Annotated in this window: 18 protein-coding genes; 9 read left to right on the forward strand and 9 right to left on the reverse strand. The window is 69.6% G+C overall.

Annotation, left to right across the window (positions count from 1 at the left end):
* The first annotated feature begins 1 nt into the window (after nt 1).
* From ACYBYQ_RS10665 to ACYBYQ_RS10680, 4 genes are read left to right on the forward strand one after another with little or no spacing between them, the layout of a single operon-like run.
* Nucleotides 2–895, forward strand: coding sequence for an ABC transporter permease (locus ACYBYQ_RS10665; RefSeq protein WP_459614128.1), 894 nt, complete (start codon nt 2–4; stop codon nt 893–895).
* Nucleotides 892–1941 carry an ABC transporter ATP-binding protein gene (locus ACYBYQ_RS10670; RefSeq protein WP_459614130.1) on the forward strand — a complete coding sequence of 350 codons (1050 nt, stop codon included), beginning with the start codon at nt 892–894 and terminating at the stop codon, nt 1939–1941. Before ACYBYQ_RS10665 ends, ACYBYQ_RS10670 begins: the two co-directional genes overlap by 4 nt.
* Nucleotides 1938–2951, forward strand: coding sequence for an ABC transporter ATP-binding protein (locus ACYBYQ_RS10675; protein WP_459614132.1), 1014 nt, complete (start codon nt 1938–1940; stop codon nt 2949–2951). The genes ACYBYQ_RS10670 and ACYBYQ_RS10675 overlap by 4 nt, the downstream gene beginning before the upstream one ends.
* Nucleotides 2952–2964: 13 nt before the next feature.
* Nucleotides 2965–4140, forward strand: coding sequence for an amidase (locus ACYBYQ_RS10680; RefSeq protein ID WP_459618756.1), 1176 nt, complete (start codon nt 2965–2967; stop codon nt 4138–4140).
* Nucleotides 4141–4176: 36 nt separating this feature from the next.
* Here the strand turns inward: ACYBYQ_RS10680 and ACYBYQ_RS10685 are convergent, their stop codons facing one another.
* From ACYBYQ_RS10685 to ACYBYQ_RS10700, 4 genes are all read right to left on the reverse strand, one after another.
* Nucleotides 4177–5553 carry a type II toxin-antitoxin system HipA family toxin gene (locus ACYBYQ_RS10685; protein WP_459614134.1) on the reverse strand — a complete coding sequence of 459 codons (1377 nt, stop codon included), beginning with the start codon at nt 5551–5553 and terminating at the stop codon, nt 4177–4179.
* Nucleotides 5550–5855 carry a helix-turn-helix domain-containing protein gene (locus ACYBYQ_RS10690; RefSeq protein ID WP_459614136.1) on the reverse strand — a complete coding sequence of 102 codons (306 nt, stop codon included), beginning with the start codon at nt 5853–5855 and terminating at the stop codon, nt 5550–5552. Before ACYBYQ_RS10690 ends, ACYBYQ_RS10685 begins: the two co-directional genes overlap by 4 nt.
* A gap of 115 nt (nt 5856–5970) precedes the next feature.
* On the reverse strand, nt 5971–7464 hold the full coding sequence (locus tag ACYBYQ_RS10695; RefSeq protein ID WP_459614138.1) for an AMP nucleosidase: 1494 nt from the start codon (nt 7462–7464) through the stop codon (nt 5971–5973).
* A gap of 115 nt (nt 7465–7579) precedes the next feature.
* Nucleotides 7580–7708, reverse strand: a complete 129-nt coding sequence (locus ACYBYQ_RS10700) for a hypothetical protein (RefSeq protein ID WP_459614140.1) — start codon at nt 7706–7708, stop codon at nt 7580–7582.
* On the opposite strand from ACYBYQ_RS10700, the gene ACYBYQ_RS10705 reads away from it, so the two are divergent.
* Entirely contained in the window at nt 7707–8303 is a 597-nt protein-coding gene (locus ACYBYQ_RS10705) for a C40 family peptidase (RefSeq protein WP_459614142.1), read from the forward strand. The genes ACYBYQ_RS10700 and ACYBYQ_RS10705 overlap by 2 nt on opposite strands.
* Nucleotides 8304–8359: 56 nt before the next feature.
* On the opposite strand, the gene ACYBYQ_RS10710 is transcribed toward ACYBYQ_RS10705, so the two are convergent.
* On the reverse strand, nt 8360–10393 hold the full coding sequence (locus tag ACYBYQ_RS10710) for an alkaline phosphatase D family protein (RefSeq protein ID WP_459614143.1): 2034 nt from the start codon (nt 10391–10393) through the stop codon (nt 8360–8362).
* Between the two features lie 138 nt (nt 10394–10531).
* Nucleotides 10532–11299: an SDR family oxidoreductase gene (locus ACYBYQ_RS10715; RefSeq protein WP_459614144.1), complete on the reverse strand. Its 768-nt coding sequence runs from the start codon at nt 11297–11299 to the stop codon at nt 10532–10534.
* Between the two features lie 142 nt (nt 11300–11441).
* Here ACYBYQ_RS10715 and gmk point away from each other — a divergent pair, with 142 nt between their 5' ends.
* The 3 genes from gmk to ACYBYQ_RS10730 are packed head-to-tail and all read left to right on the forward strand — an operon-like array spanning nt 11442 to nt 14628.
* Nucleotides 11442–12077 carry a guanylate kinase gene (gene gmk / locus ACYBYQ_RS10720; protein ID WP_459614146.1) on the forward strand — a complete coding sequence of 212 codons (636 nt, stop codon included), beginning with the start codon at nt 11442–11444 and terminating at the stop codon, nt 12075–12077.
* A gap of 51 nt (nt 12078–12128) precedes the next feature.
* Nucleotides 12129–12332, forward strand: a complete 204-nt coding sequence (gene rpoZ, locus ACYBYQ_RS10725) for a DNA-directed RNA polymerase subunit omega (RefSeq protein WP_459614148.1) — start codon at nt 12129–12131, stop codon at nt 12330–12332.
* Nucleotides 12333–12354: 22 nt separating this feature from the next.
* Nucleotides 12355–14628 carry a RelA/SpoT family protein gene (locus tag ACYBYQ_RS10730; protein ID WP_459614150.1) on the forward strand — a complete coding sequence of 758 codons (2274 nt, stop codon included), beginning with the start codon at nt 12355–12357 and terminating at the stop codon, nt 14626–14628.
* A gap of 22 nt (nt 14629–14650) precedes the next feature.
* Here the strand turns inward: ACYBYQ_RS10730 and ACYBYQ_RS10735 are convergent, their stop codons facing one another.
* Together ACYBYQ_RS10735 and ACYBYQ_RS10740 are read right to left on the reverse strand one after the other, a co-directional pair.
* The gene (locus ACYBYQ_RS10735; protein WP_459614152.1) at nt 14651–15619 is read right to left on the reverse strand and encodes a tripartite tricarboxylate transporter substrate binding protein; all 969 of its coding nucleotides are present in this window, start codon (nt 15617–15619) and stop codon (nt 14651–14653) included.
* A 72-nt stretch (nt 15620–15691) separates the two neighbouring features.
* A complete protein-coding gene (locus ACYBYQ_RS10740; RefSeq protein WP_459614153.1) occupies nt 15692–16573 on the reverse strand; it encodes a fumarylacetoacetate hydrolase family protein in 882 nt (293 codons plus the stop codon).
* A 139-nt stretch (nt 16574–16712) separates the two neighbouring features.
* Between ACYBYQ_RS10740 and ACYBYQ_RS10745 the strand changes: the two genes are divergently transcribed.
* Nucleotides 16713–17408: a FadR/GntR family transcriptional regulator gene (locus tag ACYBYQ_RS10745; protein ID WP_459614155.1), complete on the forward strand. Its 696-nt coding sequence runs from the start codon at nt 16713–16715 to the stop codon at nt 17406–17408.
* A gap of 105 nt (nt 17409–17513) precedes the next feature.
* Here ACYBYQ_RS10745 and ACYBYQ_RS10750 read toward each other — a convergent pair whose 3' ends face one another.
* Nucleotides 17514–21137 carry a hydantoinase B/oxoprolinase family protein gene (locus tag ACYBYQ_RS10750; RefSeq protein ID WP_459614157.1) on the reverse strand — a complete coding sequence of 1208 codons (3624 nt, stop codon included), beginning with the start codon at nt 21135–21137 and terminating at the stop codon, nt 17514–17516.
* Nucleotides 21138–21190 lie beyond the last annotated feature (53 nt).

Consider the following 21190-nt stretch of genomic DNA (forward strand, 5'->3'; position numbering starts at 1 on the left):
CATGAATCCCGCCACCTGCGCCGCCTCTCCCGCAATCGCCGCCCCCGTCCTGCGCTCGCCCGGCTACTGGTCCAATGTGCTGCGCCGCCTCGGCCGGGATCCGGTGGCCCTGGCGGCAGGCGCCGTGATCCTGCTGCTGGTCCTCATGGCCATCCTGGCGCCCTGGATCACCCCCGCCGATCCCTTCCAGGCCTCGATGCTGCGCCGCCTCAGGCCCATCGGCACCGAAGGCTACCCGCTGGGCTCCGACGAGCTCGGCCGCGACCTGCTCTCGCGCCTCATGCTGGGCGCCCGCCTGTCGCTCTTCATGGGCATCACGCCGGTGATCGCGGCCTTCGTGCTGGGCAGCGCCATCGGCATCCTCGCGGGCTATGCGGGCGGGCTGACCAACACGCTCATCATGCGCACCATCGACGTGTTCTATGCCTTTCCCTCGGTGCTCCTGGCCATCGCCCTGTCGGGCACGCTGGGCGCCGGCATCCTCAACGCGCTGATCTCCCTCACCATCGTCTTCATCCCGCAGATCGCCCGCGTGGCCGAAAGCGTCACCACGCAGGTGCGGCGCAGCGATTACGTCGACGCGGCCCGCGCCTCGGGGGCCGCGCCGTTCACCATCGTGCGCGTGCATGTGCTGTCCAACGTGCTGGGCCCCATCTTCGTCTACGCCACCAGCCTCATCTCGGTATCCATGATCCTGGCCTCGGGCCTGTCTTTCTTGGGCCTGGGCGTGCGCCCGCCCGAGCCCGAATGGGGCCTGATGCTCAACACCCTGCGCACCGCCATCTACACCCAGCCCTGGATCGCCGCGCTGCCGGGCGTGATGATCTTCATCACGTCCATGTCCTTCAACCTGTTGTCGGACGGATTGCGTTCGGCCATGGAGGTGAAAGAATGAGCGCCCTCCCCAGCCCTGCCCACCACGCGGACCTCGGCGGCCCCGCCCAGCCGCTGCTCAGCGCGCGCGGCCTGGTGAAGCACTTTCCCCTCAAGAAAGACCTGCTGGCGGTCCGCAAGGGCGGCAATGCCGTGCGCGCGGTCGACGGCGTGGACTTCGACGTGCGCAAGGGCGAGACGCTCGGCGTGGTCGGCGAATCGGGCTGCGGCAAGTCCACCACCGCCCGCCTGGTCATGCAGCTCATCGCCCAGGACCGCGGCGAACTGGTGTTCGACGGCGTCACCGTCGGCTCGCGCGGGCTGCCGCTGCGCGAGTTCCGCCGCCAGGCGCAGATGGTCTTCCAGGACAGCTATTCCTCGCTGAATCCGCGCATGACCATCGAGGACTCGGTCGCGTTCGGCCCCGCCGTCCACGGCATGCCGCGCAGGCAGGCGGTGGCCGCCGCCCGCAGCCTGCTCGACCGCGTCGGGCTGGAGGCGCGCCGCTACGCGGGCCGCTATCCGCACGAGCTCTCCGGCGGGCAGCGCCAGCGGGTCAACATCGCCCGCGCCCTGGCGCTGCAGCCGCGCCTGGTGATCCTGGACGAGGCCGTCTCGGCCCTGGACAAGTCCGTGGAAGCCCAGGTGCTGAACCTGCTGCTGGACCTCAAGAGCGACTTCGGGCTCACCTACATGTTCATCAGCCACGACCTCAACGTGGTGCGCTACGTTTCGGACCGCGTCATGGTGATGTACCTCGGCGAGGTGGTGGAGCTGGGGCCCGTGGCCCGCGTGTTCGACGATCCCCTGCACCCCTATACACGCGCCCTGCTCCAGTCCATGCCTTCCATGGACCCGACCCAGCGCACCGAGACGGCGCCGCTGTCGGGCGACCCGCCCAATCCCATCGACCCGCCGCCCGGCTGCCGCTTCCACACCCGATGCGCCCATGCCCGGGCGGTCTGTCGCGAGCAGGCGCCCGAGCTGCGCCGCCACGGCGACCACGCCGTGCATTGCCTGATGCACCAGCCCGATTCGGGCTATGCGCAATCCGGAGGCCTGGCATGAACGCGCCTGCATCCGACCTTCCCCTGCTGCGCGTGCGCGACGTCGCCGTGACCTTCCGCGGCGGCGGCAAGACCGTCCAGGCCCTGAGCGGCGTCGATCTCGACGTGCGCCGCGGCGAGACCGTGGCGCTCATCGGCGAATCCGGTTCCGGCAAGAGCGTCACGCTGCGCACCCTGATGCGCCTGCATCCGCCGCGCCGCACCGAGATCCGCGGCGAGATCCGGGTCGACGGCCGCGATGTCCTGGCCATGACGCCGCGCCAGCTGGCGGCCATGCGCGGGCCGGTGGTGTCCATGGTGTTCCAGGAGCCCCTGCTGGCGCTCGACCCGGTCTATCCCATCGGCGCCCAGATCGTCGAGATGATCCGCCGCCATGAGCCCGTGTCGGCCGCCCAGGCCCGCGCGCGGGCGCTGGCGCTGTTCGAGCGCGTGCGCATCCCCAGCCCGGCGCGCCGGCTGGAAGCCTACCCGCATGAAATGTCGGGCGGCATGCGCCAGCGCGCCATGATCGCCCTGGCGCTGTCCTGCAATCCCAGGCTGCTGCTCGCCGACGAGCCCACCACTGCGCTCGACGCCACGGTGCAGATCCAGATCCTGCTGCTGCTGCGCGAACTGCAGCGCGAGCTGGGGCTTTCCATCGTGTTCGTCACGCACGACATCGGCGCGGCAGCCGAAATCGCCGACCGCGTCGCCGTCATGTACGGCGGACGCATCGTCGAGCAGGGCACCATGGCGCAACTGCTGCGCACGCCGCGCCACCCGTACACCCTGGCCCTGCTCAAGAGCCGCGCACACGGCGCGCTCGACAAAGGCCAGCGGCTGGAAACCATCGCGGGATCGCCGCCCGACCTGGCCGCGCTGCCGCCAGGCTGCGCCTTTGCCGAGCGCTGCAAGCTGGCGCTGCCGGCCTGCCGCGCAGCCGTTCCGCCCCTCGCCGCCGTGGCCCCCGGCCACGACGCGCGCTGCATCCGCGTCGACCAGACGGCCGGCGCCCCCATCGTCTACGCCTGACACCATCATGCTGCTGCCCTCCCCGGATCCCGCCCACTGCTTCATGCCCTACCCGGCCGTGCCGGTGGACAACGCCCCCGACGGCCCGCTGGCCGGCCTGACCTTCGCCGTGAAAGACCTCTTCGATGTGGCCGGCTATCCCACCGGCGGCGGCAATCCGCACGTCCTGGCCATGTCGGGCATCAAGACGGCCCATGCCCCGGTGGTGGCGCGGCTGCTGGCGGCCGGCGCCCGCTTCGTGGGCAAGACCCACACCGACGAGCTGGCCTTCTCCCTGAACGGCCAGAACGCGCATTATGGCGCGCCCCGCAACGGCGCCGCTCCCGACCGCATCACCGGCGGTTCCAGCTCCGGCTCGGCCTCCGCGGTGTCGAATGGCCTGTGCGATTTCGCGCTGGGCACCGACACGGGCGGCTCGGTGCGGGGGCCCGCCAACCACTGCGGCCTGTACGGCCTGCGCCCCACGCATGGGCGCATCAGCCTGGAGGGCTGCATCGATCTGGCGCCCAGCCTGGATACCTGCGGCTATTTCGCGCGCGACCCGGCCGTGTTCTCGCAGGTGGGCGAGGTCCTGCTGGGCGCCGATCCGACGCCGCTGCCCGAGCGCCCCCGCTGGCTGCTGGCCCAGGATCTCCTGGCCATGCTGGACCCCGCGGTGCGCGCCGCGCACGGCCCCGGGCTGCAGCGCCTGGCCGCGTGCCATGGTGCGCCCACGCCCGTGCAGGCCCTGGCCGTGCCGGTCGACACCCTGTACTGGGCCCTGCGCCATATCCAGGGCCGGGAAGCCTGGCAGACCGACGGTGCCCTGATCGAAACGCATGCCCTGGCCCTGGGGCCGGGCGTGAAAGAGCGCTTCGCCTGGTCGCGCGGCGTCACCGAGGCCCAATACCAGGAGGCCTGCGCCGTGCGCGAGCGCTGGCGTGCGGCGTTGGGCGCCCTGCTGGGCAGCGACGGCGTGCTGGTGCTGCCCACCATGCCGGGGCCGGCGCCGCTGCGAGACGAGTCCGAGGCGGTGCTCGACGTCTATCGCAACGATGCCATCCGGCTGCTGTGCCTGGCCGGGTTGTCCGGCTTCCCGCAGGTGAACGTGCCGGCCGGCACGCATGCGCAGGCGCCCCTGGGCCTGTCGCTGATCGGCCCCGCCGGCAGCGACGCCTCGCTGGTGGCGCTGGCGGGCACCCTGGGCTGAATCCGCCCGCGGCCATCGCGGCCGGCGGGCGGCGCGTCATGGCCGGGCAGCGCGCGCCTGGCGCCGGCCCAGCGAGGCAACCAGGGGATGCGCCTCGAAATGGGCCAGCAGCTTGCCGCGCTGACGCTCGGTGAGCGTGGCCCCGGAGATCATCGCGGGCCAGCGTTCGCACGCCGCCCTGACGCAGCTTTCGACGGCCCTGGCGGCCGGTTTCTCGGGGATGCCCAGGTGCCCGCAGAACGCCCGCAGCATGGCCGGCGCCAGCTGCGGCTTGGCCTGGGCGCGTCCGCCGGCCGCGGCGGCGGGCCGGCGCGGGGCCAGCTCGGGCGGCAGGATGTGCAGCGCATGGCCGCGGCATGGCTGGTAGGCCGCGTAGCCCACGACGTCATAGGCGGGCGCCAGCTGCGGATTGCGCCCGTCCGGATACAGCACGCCCAGGTTCTTCAGGTGCATGTCGGGATTGCCGAGCATCTCGTTCACCGCCATGCGCCGCAGCAGCTCATGCACGGCCGATTCGCCCAGCCCCGGGAAAGCCAGCATCGCCGCGGCCACGTCCAGGTACGATGCCGCGACGTATTTCTCTTCCGGCATCGCGCCCAGGATCTGGGCGAAATCCTCGCAATGCACGCGTCCCCCCGGCTGCCGGTCGTAGCGCACCACCGCCAGGAAATGCGTATCCTGCCCCGCGTCGCCCAGGTCGTAGCCGTGCTCGACCTCCAGCTTGCGCAAGGGCTCCAGGCGCGCTTCGCACACCGTCACGCCGGCGGCCCGCGCCAGGCCCAGCGACAGCGCCTCGAGTTCGGGCAGCAGCGGCTGGCCCACCACCGGCAGCTTGGCGATGATGTGCGTGTCCCGATCCTTGGTGCGGCCCACATAGCGGCCGCGCTCGTGCACCACGCCCACCTTGGGCTGCACGCCCGACAGCGAGACGCCGTCCTCCATGGGATCGGCGGTCACGGTCATCTCCAGGGCGTCCTGGTTCTGGGTGACGTAGTTTGCGAGTTCGTCGCGCGAGAGCGCCACCGGCCGCGCATGCACATTGCCGGGCAGGTCTGCGCCGCAGGCCGCCAGCATCTCGAAGTGGTCGCGGGGATCGCAGCCGCGCACGCGGGCCACGTGGTCGCGGAATACGCCTTCCGGCAGCAGGTTCTGGAAGAATGCCGGCAGCAGCCAGCCGTTCTGGGGGGAATGGCGTCCATTGAGCGGCTGGGCCCGCACGTCGGCCCAGAATGCGCGCTGCTCCTCGGGCGTGTCCGCCAGGAAGGAGGCCGACAGCACGGGCGCGCCAGCATCGCGCGCATAGGCCGCGTCGGCCACGAAGCGCGTCACCACCTCCGCCCCCGGCATGGCGTATTGGAACAGGACGCCGGCCCGCACTTCGCCGATATGGATGGCGAGCGCCTTGACGTTCATCGCCCGCTCCCGCGCACGCGCTGCAAGGCGCGATCCACCCGGGTGGGGATGCGTGCGGGCGGCGCGTCGGAGCCTGCCGGCTCCAGCGAAGCCCGGGCGCCCTTGGGAACCAGCACCAGCTCCAGCCCGAGGCGGTCGGCCAGCGCGAGCAGCGTGCTGAGCTTGAAGTCGTGCGTGCCGCCCAGCACATTGGTGAGCGTGCGCTGCGAAATGCCGGCGGCCTCGCGCAGTTCGGCCTGCGTTAGCTTTTGCCCGGCCATGCGCCGGCGCAGCAGTTCAGCGATTTCACGATGGGTAGCCATGGCATTGAAGTAATGCAATTTTATCAATCACTACTATAGCGCCATAATCACGCGAATAAAAATAGCATTAAAGTAGAATTCAGCACAAATACACTACTTTAATGCTATCAATATCCTACTGAAAGGCGGTTTCCATGAACGTGCGCAGCTTGCGCGAATGCAGCCGTTCAGGCGGCATCTCGCGCAGGCGCTCGAGCGCCCGGATGCCGATTTCCAGATGCTGGTTCACCTGCCTCCGGTAGAACGCGCTCGCCATGCCGGGCAGCTTCAGTTCCCCATGCAGCGGCTTGTCGGACACGCACAGCAACGTGCCGTAGGGCACGCGGAACCGGAAGCCGTTGGCCGCGATCGTGCCCGATTCCATGTCCAGCGCAATGGCCCGCGACTGCGCGAAACGCCGCACCAGTTCTTCCTGGTCGCGCAGCTCCCAGTTGCGGTTGTCTATGGTGGCCACCGTGCCGGTGCGCATGATGCGCTTGAGCTCCCACCCCGACAATCCCGCCACTTCCTCCACTGCCTGCTCCAGCGCCACCTGCACTTCCGCCAGCGGCGGCACCGGCACCCAGGTGGGCAGGTCGGCGTCGAGCACGTGGTCGTCGCGCACGTAGCCATGGGCCAGCACGTAGTCGCCCAGCCGCTGGGAATCGCGCAGCCCCGCGCAGTGGCCCAGCATCAGCCAGGCATGGGGACGCAGCACGGCGATGTGATCGGTGATGGTCTTGGCGTTGGGCGGCCCCACGCCGATATTGACCAGCGTGATCCCGGAATGATTCGGCCGCACCAGATGATAGGCCGGCATCTGCGGCAGGCGTATCGGCAGGCCGGGAGGCGGCTCCTGCTCGCCGCGGCGCGTGATGCGGTTGCCGGGCTCGACCAGAGCCTCGTACTCGGTGTCTCCCGCAGCCATCAGCGCCCTCGCCCGGGCGCAGAATTCGTCCACGTAGAACTGGTAATTCGTGAACAGCACGAAGTTCTGGAAGTGGACCGGGGCGGTGGCGGTGTAGTGCTGCAGGCGATGCAGCGAATAATCGATCCGCGTGGCCGTGAACGGCGCGAGCGGCCTCGGTTCGTCCGCACTGCCGCGCCAGGTGCCGTTCACGATGGCATCGTCGGTGAGCGCCAGGTCTGGCACGTCGAAGAGGTCGCGCAGCGGGCGCTTTACGTTCTCGATGTGCTCGCCTTCCACGTAGCTGCCCTCGGGAAAGGCGAAGTGCAGCGGAATCGGCGTATCGGACTCGCCCACTTCCACGGGCCGGTCATGGTTGTGGACCAGCAGCCGGATCTGCTCGCACAGGTATTCGCGGAACAGCAGCGGCTGCGTGATGGTGGTCTGGTAGAGCCCCGGTTCGGCCACATGCCCGTACGAGAGGCGCGAGTCGATCAGGTCGTGGGTGGCCACGGCAATGCGCACCGCCGGGTAGCAGGCGCGCGGGCGGCCTCCTGGCGTGCGCCCCGCCACCACGTCCTGGAAGGCCTGGCGCAGGAAGGCGGTGTTGCGCAGATAGATTTCCACCAGCCGGTCGACGGCGGCGGCCGCGTCGCGGAATGGCTGGAAAGGCACCGGCTCTGGCCGGTCGACGGCCGACAGGCCGGGCACTGCATTGCTCATCGATGGCGCTCCCGCAGAACCGCCGCCACCGGGAACTGCCGGCCGCGGCGTGCTGTCTCGATTATGCCCCAGCGGCCGCGCCCGGGCACCGGAATCGCCCTGAAATATTGTTCTACTATAATAAAGCGCCAGATCGGGCTTCTTTTCCAGAAGTTACCGGCTGCTTGCCGAACTTTCGCTCTTTTTCGCCGGCTTTCGCCATATCTGTCGTCATCTCCCCGTCTGTACCGTCTTTGTTGCCCATGACCCCGCCTACGCGAAAAAAACGAATCACTGCACCCCGCTTTTGTCTTCCCCTGCTGGCCGCCTGCGCCGTCGCGGCCGGCATGCTGTCCTCCCCCGCCCATGCCACCCCGTCGCCGCAGGCCCGTCCGGACCTGCATGGACTGCGGCTGGCCGGGGAACCCACCGTGCCCACCCTGCGCGACATGGTGGTGCGCGCCGGCCTGGACGCCGTCGGCACCCCCTACGTCTGGGGCGGCGACGACCCCGACGACGGTTTCGATTGCAGCGGGCTCGTCCTGTTCGTCTACCGCCAGATCGCCGGCGTGACCCTGCCGCGCACGGCGCGTGCGCAGCGCAGCAGCGGCAAGGCCGTCGAACGCAAGCAGCTCGAACCCGGCGACCTGGTCTTCTTCCGCACCCGTGGCCGCCGGGGCGGCGTATCCCACGTCGGAATCTATATCGGGCAGGGTCAGTTCGTGCATGCGCCCACCCGGGGCGCCAAGGTGCGCGTCGACCGCCTCGACAACACCTACTGGTCGCGCCACTACGCCGGCGCGCGCCGCTACCTCGAGCCTGGCCCGGCCGGCCGCCTGGTGGCCCGGGCCGCCGACTGACGCAGTGCGCGCGCCGCCGGGCCGCGCGGCCCGGCAGGCTGCGCGCCTGCGCCGGCTCAGGACACGACCGTCACCGCCGGCGTACCGGCATCGATGCGCAGCTGCACCTGGCTGGCTGCCGCCGGCAGGGCCGGGGCGGCGTCGCCCTGCAGGGGCTTGAGCTTGTTGAACGTGCACACCAGCGCGTCGCGCGTCACGGTGACCACGGCGTAGCCCTGCGCATCGGTGTCGATGTACTTCAGCCAGTCGCCGTTGAACTGCCGCAGCGTATCGTTGAACGTGTTGGTGACCACGCCGCCGCTCTCGGTATAGATCAGCGGGCGGGCCTGGCCGAACGCCGGGTCGGTGTCCACGACGCTCTTGAAATAGCTGAAGAACGAATTGCTCGACACGCCGGCCGTCACCAGGTCCACCATCACCGGCTGCGGCGTGGCGGCATCGTAGTCGGCCATCACCGGGCCGGCGAAGAAAGCGTGTATGTCGCCCGTGAGCGCCACCACGTTGGCGATGCCCTCGTCGCGCAGGAACCCCAGCATGTGCTTGCGTTCGGCATCGTAGCCGTCCCACTGGTCGGCGTTCAGCACATAGCGGCCGAGGAGCAGCGAAGGCGGCAGCTGCGCATCCAGCGCGGGCTTGATGTTGGCGGCGAACACGGCCGCCGGAATGCCCGCCTGCGCCTCGAGCAGCGCCGCCAGGTTCGGATACGCCGTCACCGGCACGCCGCTGCTGTGATCCGCGGCCGCGAGGTCCAGCGCCAGGGCTGCGCTCATGGCCGGGGTGAGCGCCGGCGGCGAACCCAGGCTGGCCTCCAGGCCCCGGGCCAGCAGCCCGGCCACGGCCTGCGTGCCGTCGAACTGCATGCGCAGCAGCGACACCTCGTTGCCCCACAGCTTCCAGGTTGCCACGCTCTCGCGCATCTGGGTCTTCCACCATTCGCGCTGCGCGTCGCCCAGCATGGAGACCGGCGTCAGCGCGCCGCCCGCGGCGGCCATTTTCGCGGCTTCGGTCTGCGCCAGCATGGCCGCCGGCACGAAATAGCGGCTGCCGATGTCGCTGTCCGCCGCGCTCTCCGGGATCACATGGTCGGCCCGGTAGAGGCGCTCGTCGGTCATCACCAGGCTGGCCAGGTCGCCGAACTGGAAAGCCCGATACAGCTGGATGTTCTGGAACGAGGGATTTTCCAGGTCCAGGCTCACGTCGGCGGGCATGAACTCGAACCACGCCTGGCTTGCCCCGCGCCGGCGCGCGAGCTGCGACGCGCCGTCGTCGGCCGGGTCGTAGGTCTGCCGCTCCTGCCAGCAGTCGTCCGAGAATTCGTGGTCGTCCCAGATGGCGATCATGGGAAAGCGCGCATGCAGGGCCTGCAGGCGCGGGTCGGAACGGTACTGCTTGTACAGGGCCCGGTAGTCGGCCAGCGTCGTCGCATAGCGGGCGCCGTCGCTGCGCGGCGTGCCGTCGGGCAGCGACAGGGCGGTGTGGGCCGCCTCGGCCGCGCCGCTCTGGAAATCCGCATCCACGGTCTCGTACACATAGTCGCCCAGATGCACGATGAAATCGAAGTCCAGCGCCGCCAGGTCCTCGAACGCTGCCCAATGGTTCACGCTCCAGTCCTGACAGGAAATGAAGGCAAACTTCAGCTCCGCGGGCGAGGCGTTGCGATCCGGCGCGGTGCGGGTGCGGCCCGCGGGGCTCGTGCTGGCGCCCGCCAGGAAGCGGTAGTAGTACGTGGTGCCGGCCGCCAGGCCTTCGACCTTGTGCCGCACGGTGTAGTCCCAGTCGGCCTCGGCCGTCACGGAAGCATCGACCAGCAGCCGGGTGAACGCCTCGTCCTCGGCCAGCTGCACGGTGACGCCCACCGACGAGGCGGCGGCGCCTTCCACGCGGGTCCAGAGGATCACGCTGTCCGGGCGCGGATCGCCCGAGGCCACGCCCTGCGGGAAGGCGTAGCGGGTGGAATCCCCGCCGCCGTTGCCGCCATCGCCGTTGCCGCCATCGGCGTCGTCATCGTCGCCATGGCATCCGGCCAGGCCCGCCGTGGCGGTCGATACGGTGAGAAAGCTGCCCCATTTGAGAAATTGTCTGCGGTCCATGGCCTGGGTGTGCGTGTGAGGTGGTTGATCGGGCAGGCAGGCTGAGCCTGCCTGCCGGCGCCGGTATTAGCGCACCACCCCATTGCACGGCCATGACACCCGCGGCCGGGACGAGCCGCGGCCCCGGCCCGGACCGGATCAGCCGCGCCCGACGAACGGCATGGCCGTGGCCATGATGGTCATGAACTGCACATTGGCATCGAGCGGCAGCGCGGCCATGTGCGCCACCGCGGCGGCCACGTGCGCCACGTCCATGCGCGGTTCCACCCGCACGCTGCCGTCGGCCTGCAGGATGCCCGCAGCCATGCGTTCAGTCATCTCGGTGGCCGCATTGCCGATGTCGATCTGGCCGCAGGCGATGTTGTCCTTGCGGCAATCCAGGGAGATCGACTTGGTCAGGCCCGTGACCGCATGCTTGGTGGCCGTGTAGGCGATCGAGTACGGCCGCGGCGCATGGGCGGAGATGGAGCCGTTGTTGATGATGCGCCCGCCCTGCGGCGTCTGTGCCTTCATCACGCGGATCGCGGCCTGGGCGCACAGGAACATGCCGGTGAGATTCACGTCCACGACTTCGCGCCAGGTCTCGACGGGCAGATCCTCGATGGGGACGGCAGGCGCACCCCGCCCCGCGTTGTTGAACAACACGTCCAGGCGGCCGTAGGCACGCTGCGTCTCGTCGAAGAGCTCGCGCACCGAGTTCTCGTTGCAGACGTCGGTGGGCACCACCAGGGCGCGGGCGCTGTCGTCGCCGGCCGCGACCCGGGTCTGCTCGAGCATGTCGCGCCGGCGTCCGGCCAGCACCACCCGGTATCCCTGGGCCAGCAGTTCCAGGGCCACGGCCCGGCCTATGCCGCTGCCGGCTCCGGTCACCAGCGCAACCTTGGCGGGCTTGTCGTTGGTCTGCATTGCATCCTCCTCGTGTCGTCGTGCGGGGTACGCGGCATGCTACTCCAATCCCGGCCTGCCATTGCAAGCGGCCGTGACTGCCGGCCCTTGCCGGCCGGCCGATTTGCTATGCTTCGCCTCTCTCCCGTCGTGTTTCCGTTTTATGTCTTCCGACCATTCCGGCAACGTCTTCATGGTGGTGGCCCCCAGCGGCGCCGGCAAGTCCAGCCTGGTGCGCGCGCTGCTCGACCACGACCCCTCCATCGTCCTGTCGATTTCCTGCACCACCCGCCCGCCCCGTCCCGGCGAGGTCGATGGCCGCGAATACCGCTTCGTCTCGCCCGAGGCGTTCCGGCAGATGCGCGACGAACAGGCCCTGCTCGAATGGGCCGAGGTGCACGGCAATTTCTACGGCACGCCGCGCGACCGCATCGATGCGGCCACCCGTGCCGGCCAGGACGTGCTGCTGGAGATCGACTGGCAGGGCGCCCGGCAGGTGAAGCAGCGCTACCCCGACGCCATCGGCGTGTTCATCCTTCCGCCCTCCATCGAAGAGCTGGCCCACCGGCTGCGCAACCGCGGCCAGGACGACGACGCCGTGATCACGCGCCGGCTGCTGGCTGCCGGGGGCGAGATCGCCCATGCGCCCGAGTGCGAATATGTTATTATTAATCAAGAATTTAGCGTGGCCTTGTCAGAGCTGACCCAAATCGTCAGCGCAGCACGGCTGCGTTTTTCGTCCCAGGCGGTCCGTCATGCCCAATTGTTTGCGCAACTGGGCATTCCGGCGGCGCACTAGCCGCCTGCCGCCGGTTCCCCCCTCAATCGTCAGCATCCAGGTTATTGCCCCATGGCCCGTATCACCGTCGAAGATTGTCTGAACAGGATTCCCAATCGCTTCAAGCTCACGCTGGCCGCCACCTACCGCGCCCGCGAGCTGGCGCAGGGCCATGCCCCGCGCCTCGATACCAAAGACAAGCCCACGGTCACCGCCCTCCGGGAAATCGCCGCCGGCCAGACCGGCCTGGAAATGCTGCGCAAAGTCCCGACCTGATCGGTGCCTGGGAGGCGGCAGCATGGCATTTCCCGGGCTGAAGTACGCATCGTCCGGCCTGCTGGCTGCCCTACGCGCAGGTTCGCGGCTGGGCCGGCGCAAAGGCCGCGGCCCGGCCGCGATCCCGGCGCCCGCCGAGCCGCCGGCAGCCTCTCCCGTCGCCTCGCTGGCCCCCCTCACCGAGATCATCGCCACCTACCTCGACCAGAAAGACGTCGAGCGGGTACGTGAGGCCTATCGCTTCGCCGACCAGGCCCATCTCGGCCAGTTCCGCGCCAGCGGCGCGCCCTACATCTCCCACCCCATCGCCGTCACGGAAATCTGCGCCGGCTGGAAGCTCGACGCCAACGCGCTGTCGGCCGCCCTGCTGCACGATGTCATCGAGGACCAGGGGGTGGCCAAGCACGAGCTGGCCGACCGCTTCGGCCCGGAAGTCGCCGAGCTGGTCGACGGCCTGTCCAAGCTCGACCGGCTCGACTTCGCCACCAAGGCCGAGCAGCAGGCCGAGAGCTTCCGCAAGATGCTGCTGGCCATGGCGCGCGACGTGCGCGTCATCCTCATCAAGCTGGCCGACCGCCTGCACAACATGCGCACGCTCGACGCGGTCAGCCCCGAGAAGCGGCGCCGCATCGCCCGCGAAACCCTGGAGATCTACGCGCCCATCGCGCACCGGTTGGGCCTGAACCTGCTGTTCCGCGAGCTCCAGGACCTCTGCTTCGCCGCCATGTACCCCAACCGCTACCAGGTGCTCTACAAGGCGGTGCTGGCCGCGCGCGGCAACCGGCGCGAAGTCATCGGCAAGATCGAGGATGCGGTGCGCGCCGCGCTGCCCGCCGCCGGCATAGAAGCCGAAGTCACGGGCCGCGAGAAAACGCTCTACGGCATCTACCGCAAGATGGTGGAGCAGAAGAAGTCCTTCTCCGAAGTGCTCGACATCTACGGCTTTCGCGTCATCGTGCACACGCTGCCGGAATGCTATCTGGCGCTGGGCACGCTGCACCAGCTCTACCGGCCCGTGCCCGGCAAGTTCAAGGACTACATCGCCATCCCCAAGCTCAACGGCTACCAGTCCCTGCACACCACGCTGGTCGGCCCCTACGGCACGCCGGTGGAGTTCCAGTTCCGCACGCGCGACATGCACCACATCGCCGAGGAAGGCGTGGCGTCGCACTGGCTCTACAAGGAATCGGACGTCAGCCTGAACGACCTGCAGAAGCGCACTCACCAGTGGCTGCAGTCCCTGCTCGACATCCAGAGCCAGACCGGCGACTCGGGCGAATTCCTCGAACACGTCAAGGTCGACCTGTTCCCCGACGCCGTCTACGTCTTCACCCCGCGCGGCAAGATCATCTCGCTGCCGCGCGGCGCCACGCCGGTGGACTTCGCCTACGCCATCCACACCGACATCGGCAACCAGGCGGTGGCGGCCAAGATCAACAACGAGTTCGTCCCGCTGCGTACCGAGCTCAACAGCGGCGACACCGTGGAGATCGTCACCTCGCCGGCCTCGCGGCCCAATGCGCAGTGGCTCAACTACGTGCGCACCGGACGCGCGCGTTCCGAGATCCGCCACTACCTGCGCACCGTCAAGTACGAAGAATCCGTGGCCTTCGGCGAGCGGCTGCTGCAGCAGGCGCTGCAGGAACTGCACCTGCCGCTTCCGCCCGCCGACGATCCGCAATGGGCCAAGCTGGCGCGCAGCACCGGCGCCAGCTCGCGCGACGAGATCCTGGCCGACATCGGCTTGGGCAAGCGGCTGGCCGCCGTGGTGGCGCGCCGCTTCGAGCCCGAGAATTCCCTGGTCGCCACCACCGCCGCCGCCGTGGACGAGATCACCTCGGCGCGCGCGGCGCCCATCCTGATCCAGGGCAACGAGGGCCAGGCGGTGCAGCTTGCGCCGTGTTGCGGCCCGCTGCCCGGCGATACCATCATCGCCGGCATGCGCCTGGGCCAGGGCCTGGTGGTGCATACCACCGACTGCCCCGTGGCCCAGCGCGCCCAGGCGCGCGAACCGGAACGCTGGGTGCCGGTGGCCTGGGACACGCAGACGGCCAAGCACCTCGCCACGCGCCTCGACATCGTCACGCGCAACGAGCGCGGCGTGCTCGGACGGCTGGCGGCGGAAGTCACGGCGGCCGACGCCAACATCGTGCACGTGACCATGCACGACGACGCCATCTCCACCGTATCGCTGCATCTCACCGTGCAGGTCGACAGCCGCACGCACCTCGCCCAGGTCATCCGCGCCATCCGCCACGTGCCGCAGGTGCAGAAGATCGTGCGGGTGAAGGGCTGAGCCGCTGCGGCGCTGCCCTGCCCTATTCGACCTTGCCGATGCGCTGCACCGCCTGCGCCATGGCCTGGGCGTCGGTTTTCCAGTAGGCCGTGAACTCGGGCGCGTCCAGGTACTGCACCGGGCTGCCCGCGGCCAGGATGGCCTGCTGCACCTTGGGATCGCGTGCCGCCTTGCCCACGGCGGCGCGCAGGCGTTCGATCACGTCGGCCGGCGTACGCGCCGGCACGAAGATCCCGGACCATTGCACGAACTTCGCGTCGTAGCCCAGCGATCCCAGGCTGGGCACCTGCGGCAATGTCGCCAGCGGCGCATCGCCCCAGTGCGCCAGCGCCCGGAGTTTGCCGGCCTGGATGTGCTGCACCACGCTCGACGGGCCGCTGGCGATGGCGTCGACCTGCCCGCCCAGCAGCGCCGCCACGGCCGGCCCCGCGCCGGTGAAGGGCACGTGCGTCAGCGTGATGCCCGCAGCCGCCTCCAGCATTTCCATGGGCACGTGCATCGAACCGTAGATGCCGGAGCTGCCGTAGTTCAGCGCGCCCGGCCGGCGCCGCGCCTCGGCCAGGAAGTCGTCCAGGCTGCGCCATGGCGAGTCGGCGCGCACGATGAGCACGGTGGGGTCCGCGGTGATGCGCGCGATCGGCGCGAACTCGTCGAGCTGGAAGGCCGCCTTGCGGCCCAGGATCTTGTCGGCCTCGGGCAGCACCGAGATGGACGACAGGCTCATCAATACGGTGTAGCCGTCGGGCGCCGCGCGCGCCGCCTGGCCGATGCCCACCGAACCGCCGGCGCCGGCCTTGTTCTCGATCACCACGCTCTGTCCCAGTTCGCGCGACAGCGCGTCGGCCACCGGCCGGGCCACGGTATCGGCCACGCCGCCTGGCGGGAACGGCACGATCATCGTGACGGGGCGCTGCGGATACTGCGCGTGCGCGCCGCCAGCCGCCAGCGCCAGCACGGCGCCGCACAGCCACTTGCCTGCGTGAATAACCATGTCTCCTGCCCTCCTCTGATATTGGTATGGGGGCATTGCGGCCTGCCTGCCGACCGTGCAGGCGCGGCTGGGTCAGGCCACGACGGGATTCTCCAGCACTCCCAGCCCCTGGATCTCGATGCGCACCACGTCTCCCGGCCGCAGGAAACGCGGCGGGTCGAAGCCTATGCCCACGCCGGCCGGCGTGCCGGTGGCGATCACATCGCCCGGCTGCAGCGTGATGCCAGCCGACAGCGTCTCGATCAGCGTGGGGATGTCGAAGATCAGGTCGCGCGTATTGGCGTCCTGCCGCAATTCGCCATTGACCCAGCACTTCACGCCGAGGCTGCGCGCGTCGACTTCATCCGCAGTGACCAGCCAGGGCCCCATCGGGCAGAAGCCGTCCAGCGACTTGCCCAGGAACCACTGGCGGTGGTTTTTCTGCAGGTCGCGGGCGGTGACATCGTTGATGATGGTGTAGCCGAACACATGCTCGAACGCGTGCTCGCGACGGATACCGCGTCCGCCCTTGCCGATGACCACCGCCAGCTCGGCCTCGTAGTCGACCTGGGCCGTCACGCCGCGATGCACGGGGATGCCGTCGCCCGGGCCGATGATGGCGCTCGCGGGCTTGGTGAACACCACCGGGGCCTGGGGCGCGTGTTCGCCGGCCTGGGCGCTGCTGTCGAAGCCCGACTTGCTGAACTCCGCGGCGTGCTCGTGGTAGTTCTTGCCCACGCAGAAGAGGTTCCGGCGGGGCTGGTCGATGGGGGCCAGCAAAGTGGCATCGGAAAGGGGCCGGCCCTCGCCGTGCGGCACCAGGCGCGCCTTGATGGCCTCGTATTCCTGAACCAATTGGACCATGTCTCCGCCGAACTCCGGCGCCAGGGTGGGCAGGGGCCAGCAACGCATGCCGTGGCTGTCCACCAGGGCCGGCATCTTGATGCCATCGAGCAGGATATGGGCAAGCTTCATGGGCGGCGTCCGCAGTCGTGAGGGTGAAAATCCGTGTCCACACTCTAGAACCCTATCGCGGGTCCGGCAACCGGTAAACGCCGTTGATTGACCAATTGGTACCCTATCGCTATCCTGCCTCCCCATACCGGAATGGGGCATGGCAATGACGCAGACCACGCTGCGTGCCGAGGGCGCCAAGGCGCTGGCACGCTACCTGATGGAGGCCATGGCAGGCGGAGAGCTGCGCGAGGGCATGCGGCTGCCGCCCGAGCGCCTCCTGAGCCAGCGCTTCGGGGCATCGCGCGGCTCGGTGCGGCGCGTGCTGGCCCAACTGCGCGAACGCGGCCTGATCGTGCAGGCCGTGGGCAGCGGCACCTTCGTCACGGCCGGCGCACGGGCGCTGGCGCCGGCCTCCGCGACCAGCCCGGGGCTGCATACCAGCCCGGCCGAACTGATGCAGGCGCGGTTGCTGATCGAGCCGCAGATGCCCGCGCTGATATCCCGCAACGCCACCCGGGCAGACTTCGCCCGCATGACGGCCTGCCTGGAGCGTTCAGAGGCGGCGCGCAGCATCGAGGAATTCGAGCACTGGGACGGCGAGCTCCACCAGGCCTTCGCCGCCGCCACCCACAATACGTTCTTCCTGCAGGTCCTGGAGCTCGCCAACCGCGTGCGCGAACAGGGCGAATGGGGCCGCCTCAAGCAAAACTCGCTGACGCCGCAACGCCGCGCCCAGTACGAAGTGCAGCATCGCGCCATCGTGCGGGCGCTGCAGGACCGCGACGCGGCCCTCGCGCACACGCTGCTGCAGGCGCACCTGGAGCAGATCCAGCGCAACCTCTTTGGCACCTAGGCCTGCGCGCGGCAGACCTGGCGCCGCGGCGCCGCATCCCGGGAAAGCGCGTGGTTGCGCGCTTGACGCTTGCCGGACGCCGCGGCGCCCGGCAGGCGCGGCGCCTCAGGCCCGGCCGTAGCCGCCGCCTCCCGGCGTCTCCACCACGAAGACGTCGCCCGGCTTCAACTGCGTGCTGTCCTGCGGCCCGAGTTCCTCCACGGTCCCGTCGGCACGCTCGACGTAATTGCGGCCCATCCGGCCCGGCTCGCCGCCAGCCAGGCCGAATGGCGCATGGCGGCGGTTGTTCGACAGGATGGCGGCCGTCATGTCTTCGAGGAACCGGATGCGGCGCACGCCGCCGTCGCCGCCGCGGTAGCGGCCGCCGCCGCCCGAACCATGGCGGATCTCGTACGACTCGAGCCGCACCGGGAAACGCAGCTCCAGCACCTCTGGGTCGGTGAGGCGCGAGTTGGTCATGTGCGCCTGCACCACCGAGGTTCCCGGGAAGCCGGGGTCGTCGGGCCCGGTGGCGTCGATGCGCGCCGGCCCCGCGCCCGTGCCGCCGGAGATGGTCTCGTAGTATTGATAGCGGGCGTTGCCGAAGGTGAAGTTGTTCATGGTGCCCTGGCTGGCAGCCAGCACGCCCAGCGCGCCATACAGCGCATTCACCACGCACATCGAGGTCTCGACGTTGCCGGCGACCACCGAGGCCGGCGGGCGCGGCCGCAGCATCGAGCCTTCCGGCACGATGATGCGGATGGGCTTGAGGCAGCCCGCGTTCATCGGAATCTCGTCGTCGACCAGGGTGCGGAACACGTACAGCACCGCCGCCACCGAGATCGAGCCGGGCGCGTTGAAGTTGTTGTCGAGCTGCGCCGACGTGCCGGTGAAATCCACCTCGGCCGAACGCGACACGGGATCGACGCGCACGGCCACGCGAATGACCGCGCCGTTGTCCAGCGGATACGCGTACGTGCCGTTCTTCAGCACCGAGATCACGCGGCGCACCGCTTCCTCGGCATTGGCCTGCACGTGGCCCATGTAGGCGCGCACCACGTCCAGCCCGAACTGGTCGCACATGCGCAGCAGCTCATGCACGCCCTTCTCGTTGGCGGCGATCTGGGCTTGCATGTCGGCGATGTTCTGGTCGGGATTGCGCGCGGGCCACTTGCCCGACCCCAGCACTTCGCGCACCGCCGCGTCGCGGAACTCGCCGTCGCGCACCAGCTGGAAGTTGGTGAAGAGCACCCCTTCCTCGTCCACCGTGCGCGAGTCCGGCGGCATGGAGCCCGGCGTGGTGCCGCCGATGTCGGAATGATGGCCCCGCGAGCCGACGTAGAAGAGGATCTCGCGGCCCGCGCGGTCGAATACCGGCGTGATCACCGTGAGGTCGGGCAGGTGCGTGCCGCCGTTGTACGGATCGTTGACCACGTAGGCGTCGCCCGGCTTCATGCGGCCGGCGTTCTCGCGCATCACCGTCTTGATGGACTCGCTCATGGAGCCCAGGTGCACCGGCATGTGCGGCGCGTTGGCGATGAGGTTGCCCTCGGCATCGAAGATCGCGCAGGAGAAGTCCAGGCGCTCCTTGATGGTGACCGAATAGGCCGTGTTCTGCAGGCGGTAGCCCATCTGCTCGGCGATGGACATGAACAGGTTGTTGAACACCTCCAGCATCACCGGATCGGCCTCGGTGCCAATGGCGCGGCGCTGCGGGCGTGCCTCCACGCGCTTGAGCACGAGGTGGTCCAGCGACGTGACTTCGGCCTGCCAGCCGGGTTCCACCACGGTGGTCTGGTTGGGTTCGGAGATGATGGCCGGCCCGGCCATCACGTCGCCCGGGACCAGGTCTTCGCGCACGTACAGGGGCGTGTCGCGCCACGCGCCGCCGCTGTACATCTGCACGGTGCGGCGCGGCGCCAGCGGGCCGCTGCGCGTGCGCGCCACGGGCGCCTCGACCGCCTGCTCGCCGCCGCCGGTGGCCTCCACCGAGATGGTTTCCACCACCAGTTCGCGGCCCGGCATCAGGAAGGAATAGCGCTGCCGATAGGCCGCCTCGAAATCGGCGCGCACCTGCTCCAGCGTGCCGAACGGCACCTCGAGCGCGGTGTCGGTGCCGCGGTATTTCATGTGCAGGCGGCGCTGCACCTTGATCTGCGCGGCAGGCACGTGCTGGCGCAGCAGCTCGCCCTCGGCCTGCCCCGCGAGTTCGTCCAGGCTGGCGACGAGTTCGTCCAGGAGCGCCGGCTCCAGCACTTTCTCCACCGTCTTCTGCCGCATGTCGGTCTGGTCGGCCAGGCCCATGCCGTAGGCGGAAAGCACACCGCCCAGCGGATGGGCGAACACGGTGCCCATGCCCAGCGCGTCTGCCACCAGGCAGGCATGCTGGCCGCCCGCCCCGCCGAATACGGTGAGCGCATAGCCAGTGACGTCGTGCCCGCGCTGCACCGAGATGCGCTTGATGGCCTCGGCCATGCTGCCCACGGCGATCTCCAGGAAGCCCTCGGCCAGCTGCTCGGGCGTCATCTCGCGGCCGGTGGCCTCGCGCACCTCGCGCGCCATCTCGGCGAAGCGCTGTTGCACCACCTCCCGATCCAGCGGCTGGTCGGCATGCGGGCCGAACACGCGCGGGAAGAAATCGGGCTGGATCTTGCCCAGCAGCACGTTGCAGTCGGTGACGGCCAGCGGGCCGCCGCGGCGATAGCAGGCCGGGCCCGGATTGGCGCCGGCCGAGTCCGGCCCCACGCGCAGGCGCGCGCCGTCGAAGTGCAGGATCGAGCCGCCGCCGGCCGCCACCGTATGGATGCTCATCATGGGCGCGCGCATGCGCACGCCGGCCACGCGGGTCTCGAATTCGCGCTCGAATTCGCCGGCGTAGTGCGACACGTCGGTGGACGTTCCGCCCATGTCGAAGCCGATGACGCGGTCGAAACCGGCAAGTTCGCTGGTGCGCACCATGCCCACGATGCCGCCTGCCGGGCCCGACAGGATGGCGTCCTTGCCGCGGAAGCGGTGGGCGTCGGTGAGGCCCCCGCTGGACTGCATGAACATGAGGCGTATGCCCGGCAGCTCGGCGGCCACCTGGTCGACATAGCGCTTCAGTATGGGCGACAGGTAGGCGTCCACCACGGTGGTGTCGCCGCGCGACACGTACTTGATCAGCGGGCTGACCTCGTGCGACACCGAAACCTGGGTATAGCCGATCTCGCGCGCCAGCTCGGCGGCGCGGACCTCGTGCGCGGGCTGCAGCCAGGCATGCATGAACACCACGGCCACGGCGCGCAGCCCCTGGTCGTAGGCGCGCTGCAGGTCGGCGCGCAGCGCGGCCTCGTCCAGCGGCCGCACCACCTGGCCCGCCGCATCCAGGCGTTCGTCGGCCTCGATCACCGATTCGTACAGCATTTCGGGCAGCACCACGTTGCGGTCGAACAGGCGCGGCCGGTTCTGGTAGGCAATGCGCAGCGCGTCGCGGAAGCCGCGCGTGGCCACGAGCAGCGTGCGCTCGCCCTTGCGCTCGAGCAGCGCATTGGTGGCCACGGTGGTGCCCATCTTCACGCATTCGACCTGCTCGGCCGGCACCGGCACGCCCGGCGCCAGGCCCAGCAGCCGGCGGATGCCCGCCACGGCCGCATCGCGGTACTGCTCGGGGTTCTCCGACAGCATCTTGGCCGTTGCCGTCGTGCCGTCGGGACGGCGCGCCACGATGTCGGTGAACGTACCCCCACGGTCAATCCAGAATTGCCACTTCATAACTTCCTCGGAAACAGGTCTCGGGCGTGGAACATGCAGGCGCAGCCGGGCCC

The organism is Bordetella sp. 2513F2, from assembly GCF_054642735.1.